The 14,712-nt window shown below is 39.5% G+C and carries 13 protein-coding genes; 11 read left to right on the top strand and 2 right to left on the bottom strand.

From position 1 onward, the window contains the following. Window positions 1–5: 5 nt before the first annotated feature. From AC4HAJ_RS02035 to AC4HAJ_RS02020, 4 genes are all read left to right on the top strand, one after another. The gene (locus AC4HAJ_RS02035; protein ID WP_491078499.1) at window positions 6–2,162 is read left to right on the top strand and encodes an AAA family ATPase; all 2,157 of its coding nucleotides are present in this window, start codon (window positions 6–8) and stop codon (window positions 2,160–2,162) included. 121 nt (window positions 2,163–2,283) lie between these two features. Then, a complete protein-coding gene (locus AC4HAJ_RS02030) occupies window positions 2,284–2,646 on the top strand; it encodes a hypothetical protein (RefSeq protein WP_491078498.1) in 363 nt (120 codons plus the stop codon). A 25-nt stretch (window positions 2,647–2,671) separates the two neighbouring features. Continuing rightward, window positions 2,672–3,814 (top strand): hypothetical protein, encoded by a 1,143-nt coding sequence (locus tag AC4HAJ_RS02025; RefSeq protein ID WP_491078497.1) that lies wholly within the window; start codon window positions 2,672–2,674, stop codon window positions 3,812–3,814. Window positions 3,815–3,820: 6 nt separating this feature from the next. Then, window positions 3,821–5,641 carry a pLS20_p028 family conjugation system transmembrane protein gene (locus AC4HAJ_RS02020; RefSeq protein ID WP_491078496.1) on the top strand — a complete coding sequence of 607 codons (1,821 nt, stop codon included), beginning with the start codon at window positions 3,821–3,823 and terminating at the stop codon, window positions 5,639–5,641. 245 nt (window positions 5,642–5,886) lie between these two features. Here AC4HAJ_RS02020 and AC4HAJ_RS02015 read toward each other — a convergent pair whose 3' ends face one another. Then, complete coding sequence (locus AC4HAJ_RS02015) at window positions 5,887–6,315, bottom strand: hypothetical protein (protein ID WP_491078495.1); 429 nt, start codon at window positions 6,313–6,315, stop codon at window positions 5,887–5,889. 175 nt (window positions 6,316–6,490) lie between these two features. Here AC4HAJ_RS02015 and AC4HAJ_RS02010 point away from each other — a divergent pair, with 175 nt between their 5' ends. From AC4HAJ_RS02010 to AC4HAJ_RS01980, 7 genes are all read left to right on the top strand, one after another. Further along, complete coding sequence (locus tag AC4HAJ_RS02010; protein WP_491078494.1) at window positions 6,491–6,865, top strand: hypothetical protein; 375 nt, start codon at window positions 6,491–6,493, stop codon at window positions 6,863–6,865. Between the two features lie 221 nt (window positions 6,866–7,086). Further along, entirely contained in the window at window positions 7,087–7,866 is a 780-nt protein-coding gene (locus AC4HAJ_RS02005) for a TraC-like domain-containing protein (protein WP_491078493.1), read from the top strand. A gap of 2 nt (window positions 7,867–7,868) precedes the next feature. Beyond that, a complete protein-coding gene (locus tag AC4HAJ_RS02000) occupies window positions 7,869–9,866 on the top strand; it encodes a virulence factor (protein ID WP_491078492.1) in 1,998 nt (665 codons plus the stop codon). A 15-nt stretch (window positions 9,867–9,881) separates the two neighbouring features. Next, the gene (locus tag AC4HAJ_RS01995) at window positions 9,882–10,580 is read left to right on the top strand and encodes a hypothetical protein (protein WP_491078491.1); all 699 of its coding nucleotides are present in this window, start codon (window positions 9,882–9,884) and stop codon (window positions 10,578–10,580) included. 14 nt (window positions 10,581–10,594) lie between these two features. Then, window positions 10,595–10,984 carry a hypothetical protein gene (locus AC4HAJ_RS01990; RefSeq protein WP_491078490.1) on the top strand — a complete coding sequence of 130 codons (390 nt, stop codon included), beginning with the start codon at window positions 10,595–10,597 and terminating at the stop codon, window positions 10,982–10,984. 12 nt (window positions 10,985–10,996) lie between these two features. Further along, window positions 10,997–12,997, top strand: a complete 2,001-nt coding sequence (locus AC4HAJ_RS01985; protein WP_491078489.1) for a D-alanyl-D-alanine carboxypeptidase family protein — start codon at window positions 10,997–10,999, stop codon at window positions 12,995–12,997. Between the two features lie 14 nt (window positions 12,998–13,011). Next, window positions 13,012–13,581 (top strand): hypothetical protein, encoded by a 570-nt coding sequence (locus tag AC4HAJ_RS01980; protein WP_491078488.1) that lies wholly within the window; start codon window positions 13,012–13,014, stop codon window positions 13,579–13,581. A gap of 656 nt (window positions 13,582–14,237) precedes the next feature. On the opposite strand, the gene AC4HAJ_RS01975 is transcribed toward AC4HAJ_RS01980, so the two are convergent. Beyond that, window positions 14,238–14,405 (bottom strand): hypothetical protein, encoded by a 168-nt coding sequence (locus AC4HAJ_RS01975; protein ID WP_491078487.1) that lies wholly within the window; start codon window positions 14,403–14,405, stop codon window positions 14,238–14,240. Window positions 14,406–14,712: the final 307 nt, after the last annotated feature.

Here is a 14,712-nt window from a genome sequence, read left to right as displayed (position 1 = left end):
AGACAGTGACAGAGAATAATAAAGAGAACAATCATCCCTTGACGAATGCAGGAACTCATGGAGATGAGGAGATACCCAAAAAGGTTTATTACGGTAAAAAAACTCATTACACAGCCTATGGTATCGATAAGTGGGGGTTTTCTTTCCTAGAGTTTTTCTGTACTAATATGAATGAGAAATTATCTAGTAGACTGGATGATTTTGAGGTTTTTGGTCGAGACACAGAAATCAAAGAAGTCTATACAACCTTGAATAAAACAAAGAAAAATACCCCTTGTTTGGTAGGGGAAGCAGGAACAGGAAAGTCTGCCATTGTAGAAGGAATTGTTGTTCAGGTACTAAAAGGAGAAGCTCCCAAAAAGTCCAATTTGGATCAGAAAGTTTTCTGGGAATTGGAACTATCCAGCATTGAAGGAACGAAAAAATTACCCAATGGAGACTATATGGATAGTGTTAGCATTGCCCGCTGTATTTTTGAAGAGCTGACCTATACCAAAGACCGCAATATCATCTTTATTGATGAGGTACACCAAATCGTCGGAGCGGGTTCTAGCGGAGAAGGCATGCAAGATATAGCCGAAACAGCTAAGCCTGCCTTAGCCCGCGGGGAAATTAATTTGATTGCCGCTACAACTCCAGAAGAGTATCGCCGGTCTATTGAAAAAAATAAAGCATTAAATCGTCGAATAACCCAAATACCTATCCATGAACCCTCTATTCCTAATACCATTTATATGCTCAATCATATTAAGGAGCAATTTGAACGAACTCAGGATATTACCATTTCCAAGGATGTCGTCCGAGCAGCGGTAGAATTATCTGTACGGTATATTCCGGAATTTGCTCTCCCGGATAAAGCGATTGACCTTATTGATACAGCTGTGGCCCACGCTGTCGTCGATGGCAAGGATGAGTTAGACATCAGAGATATTGCAGAAGTCTTAGCCACTCGTAAGAATATTCCCGTAGATATTATTGCTCGTATCGGAGGGCAAAACCGGATAAACTACCGCAAAGAGTTATCCAAGCGGGTTAAAGGGCAAGATGTTGCAATTGCAAAAGTAGCGCGTGCCATGGCCCGATCCAAACAAAAATTATCAGATTCGACATCTGTCAGAGGATCATTTTTGTTTGTCGGGACTACTGGTACAGGAAAAACCGAGCTGGTTAAAGCTCTGACTGAGTGTGAATTTGGTCAAGAGAGTGAAATGATACGTATTGACTGTTCAGAGTTCAATACTCCTAATGCCCTGGAGCGTTTGATCGGATCGGCAGATGAAAATAGTCGTGGTATCCTAACAGATCAAGTCAAACGAAAACCCTACTCAGTCCTCTTATTTGATGAGCTGGATAAAGCACCTGTTATTTGGGATCTTTTCTTGCAGATACTAGATGATGGTCATGTCTCAACTGGCCAAGGAGAAAAAATCAGCTGCAAAGATGTTATTATCATTGGCACCACCAATGAAGGAGCAGAAAAAATCAAAAATGAAAATGCTCGAAAACGTGGTGGTATCAGTCATATGAACCAGGATGAATATGATAATCTGGTCAAATCTGTCAAAGCAGTTCTCGGAACAAAATTTAGACCAGAGTTCCTTAATCGCTGGGGAGCTATTATTGTTTTTAATATGCTAGATCACTATATTTTGACAGATATTGTTAAGCTTGTTGCTGAGAACCAGCGTAAATTTTTCTTTAAAAATCATATTGAATTAGTCGTTGAAAATAAAGAACAATATTTCAACTACCTCATCCGTAATGGGGTGGATGTTGAAATGGGAGCCAGACCTTTGAAGCGTCTCTTTCAAGATGAAATCATTGATGAAGTTTCCGAGCAGTTAGAATTATTGGGACGTATCGATGAATGGTATCGTGTGATCATTAAAGAGACCGGTGAGGCCCCTCAACGCTTTGAAAATGGTAAACGAGAGCACAAGGATAAACGCTGCTTGGAAATCATCCCTGTAAAATTATCCACCCCTCCTGAGTGGTCTGAGACCTTGATAGAAGTAGGAGCTGTTAATGCGACATGGGATGAAAATCATGAGTCTGTCCTATCAGTAGAATATCTTAAGGATAAGGTTTCTGAACCAGTAACCCTTAACACCAATCAGATACCCGCAAATCCTAGAGAACGAAAAAGAAAAAGCTATGTATAAATCATGAGGAAGGTTCAATGGTATCAACCAAGCACCCACAAAAATGAGAACTCTTTATAATAAAAAGTTTTCCTCCCAAAATAAGGTATGATGGAAACAAGAACAAGAAAGGAGATTAAATGTGAAAAACAAAATGCACATTTTTTTGATCAAGAGTAGACAAATGGTTAAGCCAATGGTCAAAACTCTAACAGTATTAGCTATTTTAGTGAGCCTAGCAGCTTTTAGCAACAAGGTCTATGCGGCCGGCGGAGATCCAACGGCTAAACTGCAAAAAGGTGCCGACGAAGTTGGACAAAATGCCAAATTGATTGGAATGTCTGTTGCAGCACTGATGGGAATTATCGGATCTATTGGACTCATGATTTCTGATAGTACACGTAAATGGGCCAAAGCTCATATTATGTGGGTTATCATGGGTGTCGTCATTATGGCCATGATAACAGGTATCATAGCCTACGCTGCTACCTTGGCAGGTAGTTGATTATTATTAATGAAAGGAAAGACATATGGGAAGTATTGTTAAAAATGCTATATTTAGCGATACATCCTTCCTTTACATTGAATGGCAAAAAGGGAAGTCTCCTAGTGACATGCCTGAATTATCTCAAATGATTAAAGAGTTGGATGACACCTATTTTTCGAGTGGTGTCAGCGATGGTATTGCAGAGTGTCTCAAGCACTCCTATCTGCCATTCTCACATGCAGAGCTGCTATTTGGGACAATCAAGGAAGTCTTAGGGGACTTTTCGTTTAAGAAAGTATCTCTAGCCAATAATGAGGAAGGATTGAAAGAGGGAAGATTTAAACCAAGTACCATCGATGAAGTAGCCATAGAAGGGTTCACCATTAATGCCTACTATACTAATATCTTAACGATTTTTATCCAGGAAGGGTTTAGAGGCTCTACAGCAAGAGGTTATGCAGCGGCAGGCTATACTTACGATGATGTGGTTGCCTATTTTAGAGAAGTGATGCAGGCCTATAAGCTTAGCCTAGACCTCACGAATCAGCAGATGGCACAGTTTGTACTACCAACTCCTGAAGAGGTATCAGATATCTTTAGACCTCAAGAGGCTGTTTCCCAGTTAGAGCGTGATAAAGAGCGGGCCGCTAAACGCAATGAAATGGAAATCCGCCAACAAATCAAATCAATCAATATCAGGTTTTCTATCTTATCTATCCTAGCCATCTTGATTGGGCTGATAGGGATTGTTTTTGGCTTGATCAATAAAGGATCACTCAACAAGACCAACGGTGTCATTACCCAAGCCTACCAAGAGCAGGCACAGACAGCTGATGTGGTTGACAATGAGCACGCAGCAGATGTCTTTGGCCGTTATTTCTTATCCTTCTACTACTCAGGATCAAAGGATAACATCACAGACTTTTTATCTAATGGGGATGCCAAATACACCTATCCTGAAAAAGCGGATGTCCAGACAGCCCTGCTAGAGTCTGTCAAGTATCAAAAAGACGGAGTCTATCAAATGACTTACGTCGTTACCACCAAATCTACTGATGGTGAAGTCGATACCAATCGGATCAGCTTTGAGATCAAGAAAGACAGAAAAGCCAAGTACGGCTACCTAGTGACTAAAGAACCGGTTTCAAGCCCCTATGAAACTCCTAATGCCAAGGATAAGGAGTGATGTCTCATGGCCAAAAAGTTCGCAAATTTGAGTGAAATGATCAGTTCTATCAACGATGGGAAAGTATTTGATTTTTCTGATCAGATTGGTAACGATATAACTGACCAAAAAACGTCAAAGGCAATGGGAGAATTCTATAACCAATGGTCGGTCTATCTTAGTCCTATGCCCAAAATGATGACCTTCCTTATGAAGATCCCTGAGCTGGTCATGAAGACTCTCTATTCCTTTACCAGTGCCCTAGAGAACATCATAGGAAATATCTTTAAATTATTTGGCTTTATTGACAGCTTTTCAGATACGGGTACCTTTTTCGGTCAGTTTTACACCTGGATGAAGGTACTGGGGATGACGATCGGTGTCGCCGCCGCCGTTCTTTATATTATAGGAGCCTGGTTTGGCAATAATGCCTTGGCCCGCTACAAGGATCTGCTGGTCGGAGTGATCCTTGCCACCTTTACCACGGCCTTTCTACCCCAGGCGATAGGCTCTGCAGCCAACCTCTTTGGCACCAGCAGTCAAGAGCTCTACAAGTACGATGCCAATGGCAAAAATCATGAGACTTCCCTAGCCCTGCAGCCCATCAAGGACAATACTACAGACCTCCTGCAGTTAGTCAAAAATAATTTTGATACCAAAAAACTGGGCTATGATGCTGAGACAGGCTATCTCCTCCAATCCAAGGCCCCAAAAGGCATCGAGCTCAACAAGATTACCAAAGATAATATCATGAGTACCCATTTTGACGACTGGTACGGCTCTCCGGATAAACAAACCTTGGATAATTTTATTAAGAAAAGTGATAATAATCAAAATTATAAAGGAGTGGCAAGTATCCTAAGTCATAAATTGGGCAATTATGAAGGGGATGGAAAAAATGATTTGGTTGTGATTGAAGCTTCTCCAGAAGCTAAGATGCGGAACCTATACGGGTTATTCTCACCAGTTTACCTGCGCTACAAGGTCAACTGGATAACCCTTTTTGCTCAGCAGATCGTTCTGGTCATCGTGCTTTCCGTCATGATCATCAAGTATGGGATCTCTATTTTTAGGATTATCTATCAGTCTTGGTTTGCCCCCATTGTCGCCTATATCAATGTCGGAAATCCAGCTAAATTAAAAGAATTCGTAACAATATTGTTGACAGGGATTTCAGCCTTCTTCTTAGATATAGCCATGCTCAAGCTTAGCATGGAAGTTCTTCAGAACATTGGTACCCTCAAGCTGAGCTTTGGTGGCTCCTCCGGCACCTACTTCAGCAGTCTAGGATATTACGAAGGATTGCTGGCTAGATTTTTCCTTTATATTAGCGTTATGATAGTGATGATAAATGGCAGTCAGTTTATTGAAGATTGGATTAGTCCAGCCTCGAAATCTTACGGCAGTGGTGAGCTCGAAGCAACCGCTACAAAGGTCAATGAACTTCAAAATAACGCAAGGAAAATAGCAAAGAAAACTGGAAGTGCTGCTAGAAAGACTACTAATCGTATTGTCAGAGGGAAGGAATCAAATCCACGAACAGGTGGCCTAGTTGGAGCTGTTCAAAGTTCGGTCGCCCGTCATAATGCTGTGACCAATGCTACTAAGCGTGGTGTAGGAAAACCACAGGCTAGACAAGTAGCTAAGGAAACTCGCCTCTCTAAAACAGGAAACAATTATGCAGATAAACGAGATAAACTTGACAGTAATATGGAAAAATATTCTGGCAAACTGATGCAAGGACCAGAAGAAAGTGTACCATCACAGAAACAGGAAGAAAAAAGTCGTAAAGACGATTTTATGAAACAGCAAAGACTAAAAAGTCAAAGAAGGAGGAACTATCGTTGATTAGTTTGACCTATTCTAAATAATAAGAGTTTGAGATAAGATAGTTCCAACTAAGCAAAAAGCAACGGACAAAGCTCCGTTGCTTTTTGCTTAGTGAGATATACAATTGCCATTAATATCAACGACACTCAATGGTAGAATTTTAGTACTTACAGAAACTTTTCAAGTAGGTAAATATTGATATTTTCACTATAAAATCGTTGTGGATAATTATGTGCCACATTCAATATTAAGCAAATATAAAACTATTTAGTAAAGGTGAAAAGGGAACCCTTCGTGACATGTACAGTAGGAGTAGATAATTCTGCCGTGATTATAGATATTACAATAACAAATATTATTATGTTAAATCCAAATGTTTGAACGAAAAGTCCAATAATAAACATGACAACTGCAATTGCCATCATAATGGTTAGATGCCTACCGATCCTTCTGGCAATTCGAAAGTCAGCAGTTTCTCCAGGAATATCACTCACCAAGGAAACTAAAGACACTCCTAAACCGCCAAAGAGCATCAAAGGGATTAAGAGTATAATACGTCCCCATCTTGATAGCACTTGCTCTTCGCTCAAGAATTTACCGATGATATAGTAGCCAATCGCACAAAAAACATTCCAAGCCAGAATAACCAATAAAAGAAAGACACTCATCTCATAAAAACTATCTTTTAACATAAAAACCACCTCATATGCACCTTGCCCTCATTATACCATCTTTGGCAAAATAATTAAGGAGGTTCCGATACTTTTTATTATAAAAACTATCCAACTAAATTTTTGATAAAGTAGAGACGAGAATAGAGTTGACTTAGTACAGCAAAAGCATATCCGTGATGATAAGGAGGAAAGCATGAAAAAATTTAGACTAGGAACCTTAATTTTACTTCTAGGAGGCCTGTTGCTTTTAGTAGGTTGCTCCAAAAGAAATGACGCTTCAAAAACGTCGTCTCAGCCTTCATCCAGCAAACAAACCATGGATGGCAAATGGTATCTGGATTCCAATGGAACAGTAGTCCCAGATGATCCAGTTACTATTTCTGGTGATACCATATATTATCATGAGGAGAAGTATACGATTGATTGGGATGCTGGAAAAATAAGTAATGATCTAGAGGCACTAGAGTTTAAAAAAGTTAGTAATGATAAGATTCAAATAGATGAAGTGAATAACTATGTCAGAGAGGGAAGTAACTACTATAAGGAACATCTAGAAAAGGAAGAGTAGGTTAACGATTATTAAAAGGATTATAGCATGCTCACTTACTTGGTTAATTTCTATTCTATACGCTGTTCGGAGTTAATTCAGAACAGCTTTTTTGATGAAAAGAATCACACACAATAGATCAATGCTTCTCTATCGTCAAGAACAATACTTTTTATTATAAAAACTATCCAACCAAATTTTCGTTATGATAGAAGTGTATCAATGAATAGTGAGGTAAATGAATGGCTATAAAGAAAAATGGCACGAGGGCGGGATCAAGCCGCCTAGCTGCGATTAAAAGTAGAGTAGAAAACCTTGAGAACCGCCCCAACATCATGCCGACAGAAGCTCAAAAGTCTAAGTCTAGCGCAAGTCCTGCAGCAACAAGTAGCAGTCGTCTGAGCCGCCTGAGAGACCAGTCCTTTGAATTTATGGCACCAGAAGAGATGGATAATGACTTTCTCTCGACCGCTGACTTGATGGATACAGTAGCCATTGTCACAGAGGAAAAGGGACACCCAATCAGAATCAATAATAAATACACGCGCTATATGCAGATTTTAGAGGTAGAAGGACAAGACCTAGGTTCCCTATCTGAGGAGGAGCAGGACTATGTGGTGACCAGTTTTACGTCATTTTTAGCCCGCTACCCACGTCCTTTGACCTTTGAGGGGACAACTCTACCAACCAATACCGCAAATCAGATCAATGAGAGCAATCGTATTTATAGGGAAATCACAGCCCAGATCTCAAATCCTAACCTAGATAGGCGCTTACTAAAGCAGCTGGAAGACAGAAGGCGGGCTCTGCAAAATAATATCGAGATGGAAGAGCGTGTCAGTGCAGAACTCTACAATTCAGAGTTTCTGATTTTAATTTTTGGAGATACCCCTAGTGAGCTAGCCAAGAATGTGAGAGATTGTATCTCATCTGGTAATTCTGGCTTTAGCCCGCGCGTGGTTAGTGATGCTAAAAAAAGACAAATTATTAAGCAGTATAACAATCAAAATGAAAGGGTTTAGATATGGCACGGTTAAACAAAAAGAAACTTAAACAGCAGCAACAACAAGGGTTTGACCACTATTTCATCAAGCAAACCCAGCCCAAGGGCAATATCAGCTTTACAGAAAGCAATGATTCTTGGCATAGTGGGGACGGCTATCATACCTCTATCTTTGTCACAGGTTTTCCGCAAAATGGTCTTGGCTATTTCTGGGCAAAGGAGGTTATGGGGATTCGCGATACCATATCTTTCATGCACGTCTCAGAGATCGAACGACAAGAGTTAGATGATGCATTTAGGAAGTCGATTTCTGAAAAACAAAGTCGCCTCGGTCACAGCCGGACAGCTATGGATGAGCAAAGAGAATATGACGAATTCGAAGAATTGAGGGACATGGAGCAGATTGTCCGTACCTTTGGGACGAGTGTCAAAGGCATTTGGGTTCGCATCTATATCTCTGCTTCAACCCCAGAAGAATTAGCAAATGAAGTCGAACGTGTTAAAAATGAGGTTTCTCGTTTTGAGTTGACAGTTTTTTTGGGAGAGCAAGAGCTAGAGTATCATGCTCCCTTCATTCCTGCTAACCGTCTGGAAAATACGCCAAACTCAAGGCGCCCCCAGCCCCTCTTAGTGACAGCTTTGGGAGCAGGCTTTTGGGGAGATCACACTAAGCTAGAGGATCCTTATGGATCATTCTTTGGTGCGACCTTAACAGAAGGTGTCTTTAATTTTGATTTATTGACACGCGATGAGAATAGAAAGCGTCCTAATATGATCATCTCAGGTTCTTCAGGAATGGGGCAAAAGACGTTTTTTGTCAAGAATGCGGATACCCTCTATGCCCGTGGTAATAAACTTTTCAATATCGATCTCGATAAGACATTTTGCCGGACAAATGAAGGTGAGCCAGGTATCCCACGTATTAATGAAATCCAGCATGGAATCAGAATTGATATGAGTGGGATTAGCGATAGTTATAAGCTCAATATCATGCAAGTTCTACCGACCAATACCTATGAAGATGGGGTAACTGTAGATGAGCGGACATCTTTTACCAATCATATCGAAGCCATTGCTTCTATCGCCCAAGCCTGGTCTCCTGATCTTGATGGCGAACATATTAGTCATCTTAAAAGTATGGTTCGTCAATTTTATGTTTACAACAATTTTTGGCCAGAAAATCCAGATGAGACGATCGATGATCCAGATAATCGCATCACAAATATCGTCGAGGAACAATTCCCTATCTTAACGGATTTCATCTCCTTTTTAGATAATCAACGCATCTACTATGCCAATAATCCTGGAGGAGATAATGACAATAAAAGAAAAATGACGGAAAATCTGATCAATAACTTTGATGATCTTAAATCCCAGTATCCATTTTTTGACGGGATTACCACCTTTGAGGATTTTAGCCGAGAAGCGTCAGTCACCTTTGATTTATCAAGTATCAATGATGATCGCTTGATGAATCTGCAGATGATCCAAACTCTACGATTGATTCAAATGTATGTAGTCGCAAATGGTAAGCTTGAAAATCAAAAATATGAACAGGATCTGATTGACGGCAAAGAAAAAAATCGTGCGCAATATATCCATTCCATTATTAATATTTCAAGTGCAGATAAAATATTGGATGAGCGCTATAGTCAATCCGTCAGCTACCTCGCAGATATTTTAAATACGGTTGAACGAAACTTCGGAGCTATGGTCCTTGAGATGAGAAGCCTGCAGAATGTCTTGAGAACAAATAACGCAGGACTGTCAGATTATGCCAATGCCGTTCGACGGTTATTTGAAGCGACTCAATACCGCCTATTTGCTCAAACAGAAGAGTCAGCTATTGGACCAATTGCACAAACTCTAGGATCTTTACGAGAAAGTGAGCTGGATACCCTGCCACGCCTATCCGAAGGTGTCTTTTTGATGAATATTTCAGGTGGTTCAAATATCGTATTTGCCCAGGAGTTTAGTGACTGGGAATTGGAACGTTATCGCTATCTGGAATCGATGTAATAAAGGAGATTGGAAATGTTTACGAATGGATTGAAAATGCTGCATCTCTTTAGCGTCAACTATTTTAACTCAACCAAGAGCTTAAGAACTTTTTTCTGGCTACGCATGGTGATAACAGTTGTTTTTGGGACAGGTATCTTATTTAGTTATGCTTATAGTTACTTTTACCTAGCTGCTCTTTATGGTCTTTCTTACCTCACATTAGCTTTTTCTCCCTATCTATTTATGGGAATGATTTTCATCCTGATTTTACTAGCAACGGGTCGCAGAAATGCTATTAAGCTATTTTTGGCCTTCATGTTTTTGCCCATCACTCTAACGAACGAGTTTGGTCTGAACAGTCTGCTGTTCATCTTGATTTTATTATTTGTTGGCTTTTTGGAAAGAAAACATCGCCAGAGTATAGCACGAAAAGTGGGACTCTTTACGAAAACATTTGCCCCAGAAAAGCAATATCAGCAAAGGTATAATAATCGACATAAGTACAAAGAGTATGAAGCTATTTTTATGGACTTAGATAGGATCAACATTGATGATTTTAAGGTGATAAAAGAAGAGCTGCATACAATCCGTAATCGTAAGTCAGGCTTATCAGACTCAAAGAGAACCTTATTCTTTAAAATTAAAGGGATTCCAGTCACAACAAAGGTCGTCGATCACTTTGAGACAATACCACGTCGTGGGATCTCTAAGTTTTTAAACCGTGAGAAATAGCAAAGGGGTATGCAATGACAAACTATTTTGATGAACAGTCTCAGGTAGAAGGACAAGACGATACAATATTGGCGAGTCCTGATGATTATCGTTATGAGGATGATGATTATGATGGACACCTAGACTATATTGCAGATCTGGAAAATCAGGAGGAGCCAGAAGGAGAAGATCGCCGGAAACGCTCGATACGACAACGCTTTATAAATGTCGTCGATGATACTCAACGTGGTTACAGAGATGCTAGAGACAGCTACACAGAGATGTTTGGTGATGACAATGGTGATTTATATGACCGACAGCAGCAGAGAAATGACTATTTCTTAAGGAAACGCTTATTTCCTGCAGTATTTTTCCTTACAGGCATCGGGATTATCTGGTATTTATTAGAGATTCTTCTCAACTAAAAAAGGAGCGTTATGAACAGGTATCTTAAAGCTCGTGCTAAAAAAGCCTTGTGGCTCAAGCTGCTTCCTATTCTTGCCGTTGTTTTATTAGCGGTATTGTCGGTCGCACTAGTGACTACCTTTTTTGTTGGAGTCGCAGGAGGAGGGGCTTCCATCTCAGCGATTTGTAGCACCGATGATGGCGATGGGGATACAAATAGCAATGGTAGCACAGGAGACACGACAGTTTCTGAAAATGTTTCCATTGAAGAATTTGTGAAAAAGCATGAGGAAGCTTATATCAAATCTTGGGGGGCAGGAGGATTTTTACCGTCAGCTTCTATAGCACAAACCTATATTGAATACGGTTTTAATTTTAGTAATCCTAATGGCACCTCGTTTTGGCAAGGTCATAATATGGGAGGGGTAAAATGGTCGACCAAGGCTGATTTTCCTAAAACCATGGAATACTACGGTGATGACGCTGTTAGTGACAGAGGGCCAGGGATCACAGTTGGTGATAATACAGGTGGTAGTTATGCTTACTTTAAATCCTACGATGCTGGTATCGTAGGGAAGGCTGAGTTTATGCACAATCAAACCCTCTATGCTGGAGCTGTCAATAATACCGATGGCTTATCTACTCTTAAAGCGATCGCAGATGGAGGATGGGCGACAGATCCAAACTATTATAATTCCTTAAAATCCGCTTACGAAATGATTGGACAAAAATATAAGTGGTTGGATAAGAAAGCCATTGACAAGTATGGTGAAAAACCTGCTAAAGCAGCTAGTAAGCAATCAGATAAATCTTCGGATGATAGTGAGGATGAGGAAGAAAGTGATGAGCCAAAAAAATCCGACTTACCTAGTGTTGATTATAAGAGCTGGGAGTTAGTTGTTGTCAATCGTGATAATAAAAAAGATGAGATGAATCCAAAGGTTTCGCAAGTCGGAAATATTGAAGTCGATTCCCGCATTAAAAACGCGACCGAGCAGTTGCTTAAAAAAGCTCAAGAAATTAATCCTAAATTCCATTTGATTTCAGGGTATCGTAGCGTGGCGAAGCAAGAAGAACTCTACAATGGTTACGTTGACAAGGAAATGAAAGACCGTGGGATTTCTAAAGAAGAAGCTGAGAAAGTTGTCCAAGAGTATTCTCAGCCTCCTAGGGCTTCTGAACACCAGACAGGCTTAGCCATCGATATTTCTACTGTCGATTCCCTTAATCAAATGAGTAAAGAAGATGATCAAGCCTTAGAAAAGGCTGCTGCGGAACTCGGTTTTATTAGACGGTTTAAAGATGACTATAAATCTAGTACTGGCGTTGGATCGGAAGACTGGCATTATCGCTACGTCGGCAAGGAAAGTGCCCAATATCTCTACAAAAAGAAAAACAAATCACTGGAAGACTACGTCAAAGAATTAGAAGACTATGAAAATGGAGATGGGGGATCCAGCTCTAGTGATTGTGGTGATGGAGGTGAAGACTCTGATGAAGGTGGCGGAGATGCAGCTGATGGTACTGGTAAAGTACCAGGGGATGCAACAGCTTGGGGCTATAAACCTGAGGATTTGCCATCGAGTTTAAAGCAGTATGCTCACGATCCAAAAGATGCTGGCTTACAATATGGAGGACCAGGAGGATGGCTTGAACACTCTGGTCAATGTGTTGACTTGACAGAATCGCTTGGTAATGTCATCTGGGGACACGATGGTATTACATCGGGGAATGGAATTGATCAAGTTGCTTCTTGGGCACCTTTCTTTGGGAATTCAGAAAAGAAAACACCAAAAGAAGGCGCTATCTTTTCTTGTGGACCAGCACCATATGGCCATACTGGTATTGTCAGTCACGTTTTTGAAAATGGGGATCTTTTGATTATCGAGCAAAATACACCTCTATCAGGTGCTGATCATTTTGGAAAATCCGATACTTGGAATTACCGTATTGTACGTAAAGAGGAACAAAAAGAAAAAGGTTTTACCTTTGCTTATCCTGACAACAAAAAACCACAATGGAAGAAAAAATAAAGAAAGGTGTTAGTATGAAAAGAAACTCTCCAACAACTTATACAGCCATCATTATGGTATTAGTCATTATGATTTTGGGTGTATTAGCTTGGAATAAAGTTCATAACAATAAAAACCATCAAGCGGGGTCCGCCTACTCCCGAAATCAGCAAAATGGAGGGGGATCAGATTCTCTTAGCGAAAATGAAAAAAACTATTATAAGGCTAAGTCTACCCTTGAAAAAAACAATATACGAGTTCATGATGATAAGACAATCAAAAAAGTAAAATCATCAGTAAGAATTGCGCAAAAAGCAGCAGATACTAAACATATAGCAGACTTTAAGGGAACGATCAAAAATCGACTGTTTATGACAGAACCAGCTATGGCTCAGACTTTTGCTATTATTTGTCATACCAATAAATATCGTATGGTCGCTATCGAAGTTTATAAAAGTAAGTCTAGTGATGTCTTACAATATATTATTAAGATGTCTAACCAAAAAGATGCTAATTGCTATGTTGTTGGTAACTATAATATCGATGCGGACTCTCTGCAAATAACATCTTACCATGGTGGAAATGTTGGGGCTACCTATGGCTAGTGTGCATCTTTAATGATTCCCCCTCCCTCCTTAGAAATATATTTATACAAAAAGGAAATAGTCGGATATGTGTATTCTTGTCTTTATCTTATATAGACGATTGGCTAAGCAAAAAGCATTTTGGATGCGTCATCCGAGATCTAAATATATTATAAAAGCTTGGTTTTACCTAGTAGGTAGTATGCTTATCTGGAATGTTGAGAGGAGGTTTTGGTTTAGTATTTTGCCGCACGTAACAGATTTTTCATCAGGAAATGGGAGAATAACGACTATCATAGATAGGTTGTGCCAAAGTGATATGGCCTTAGAGCAATTATTTATTGTATTGTCCATGATAAAAATGCTAAAATGGCATATACTTGAGGAGACTTCGCAGCAACCAAAATAGCTAAATCAGAGCGAAAGTAGATGCAAGCATTGTAAACATTAGGTATCTAACTTTATTAAAAAAAGAAAATCATGTAAGACTTGAGAAGTCAGCATAAGCATATAAATCCAGACAGTTATTGTATTAAACAGATAATTGCAATTTAAATGCATACTATTGGCTCACCTAGATAAAGGAAAAATCAATAACTGTATTATGCTGCTAAATTTAGTGCCATACGAAAGAGGCTGGACTTTGGTCCGGCCTCTTTATAGGGAAGTCAATGGTTTTAGTTCCAAAAAGCAGTAAAAAATATAAAACTAATACTAGCGATGAGAGGAATAAGAACTAAAGAAAGTATAGGGAACACCTTCTTCTTAACACCGTAACCAGCTATCCCTAGTAAAATAATAGTGAGTATGAGTAATCCCCACAATAATATAACCTCTTCTTTCATATATTCTCCTCACACTTATAACGACCTAAACTTTTCAGATAGTAACACTGAAATAGTGTAATGTCAAGAAAAAACAATAGATTAAATTTAAGATAGAAATTGGACAAATACCTTAACTTAAGCTACAAAAAGATATTACCAGAATTAAATGAAATATCTTGAATTTATTCATTAAAAAATATTCCCGCGTTGTAAAATGAAGTGCAACACAAAAGACATGTTCGTCTGATATACTAGAATCCTCCAACTCAGTATAGAAAGCAGATGAACATGTCCACTAATTATTCTACCAAAAAGTCGCGTTATT

The sequence above is a fragment of the Streptococcus sp. ALY_211 genome, assembly GCF_058314555.1.
Note: the sequence above shows the minus strand (reverse complement) of the source record. Positions and strands in the feature narration are given on the sequence as shown.

Excerpts from the sequence above, each read along its gene's own strand:
- AC4HAJ_RS02005 (WP_491078493.1), top strand. The coding sequence starts at position 7,087 with ATGGCTATAAAGAAAAATGGCACGAGGGCGGGATCAAGCCGCCTAGCT.
- AC4HAJ_RS01995 (WP_491078491.1), top strand. The coding sequence starts at position 9,882 with ATGTTTACGAATGGATTGAAAATGCTGCATCTCTTTAGCGTCAACTAT.
- AC4HAJ_RS02020 (WP_491078496.1), top strand. The coding sequence starts at position 3,821 with ATGGCCAAAAAGTTCGCAAATTTGAGTGAAATGATCAGTTCTATCAAC.
- AC4HAJ_RS02015 (WP_491078495.1), bottom strand. The coding sequence starts at position 6,315 with ATGTTAAAAGATAGTTTTTATGAGATGAGTGTCTTTCTTTTATTGGTT.
- AC4HAJ_RS01990 (WP_491078490.1), top strand. The coding sequence starts at position 10,595 with ATGACAAACTATTTTGATGAACAGTCTCAGGTAGAAGGACAAGACGAT.
- AC4HAJ_RS02010 (WP_491078494.1), top strand. The coding sequence starts at position 6,491 with ATGAAAAAATTTAGACTAGGAACCTTAATTTTACTTCTAGGAGGCCTG.
- AC4HAJ_RS02025 (WP_491078497.1), top strand. The coding sequence starts at position 2,672 with ATGGGAAGTATTGTTAAAAATGCTATATTTAGCGATACATCCTTCCTT.
- AC4HAJ_RS01985 (WP_491078489.1), top strand. The coding sequence starts at position 10,997 with ATGAACAGGTATCTTAAAGCTCGTGCTAAAAAAGCCTTGTGGCTCAAG.
- AC4HAJ_RS01980 (WP_491078488.1), top strand. The coding sequence starts at position 13,012 with ATGAAAAGAAACTCTCCAACAACTTATACAGCCATCATTATGGTATTA.
- AC4HAJ_RS01975 (WP_491078487.1), bottom strand. The coding sequence starts at position 14,405 with ATGAAAGAAGAGGTTATATTATTGTGGGGATTACTCATACTCACTATT.
- AC4HAJ_RS02000 (WP_491078492.1), top strand. The coding sequence starts at position 7,869 with ATGGCACGGTTAAACAAAAAGAAACTTAAACAGCAGCAACAACAAGGG.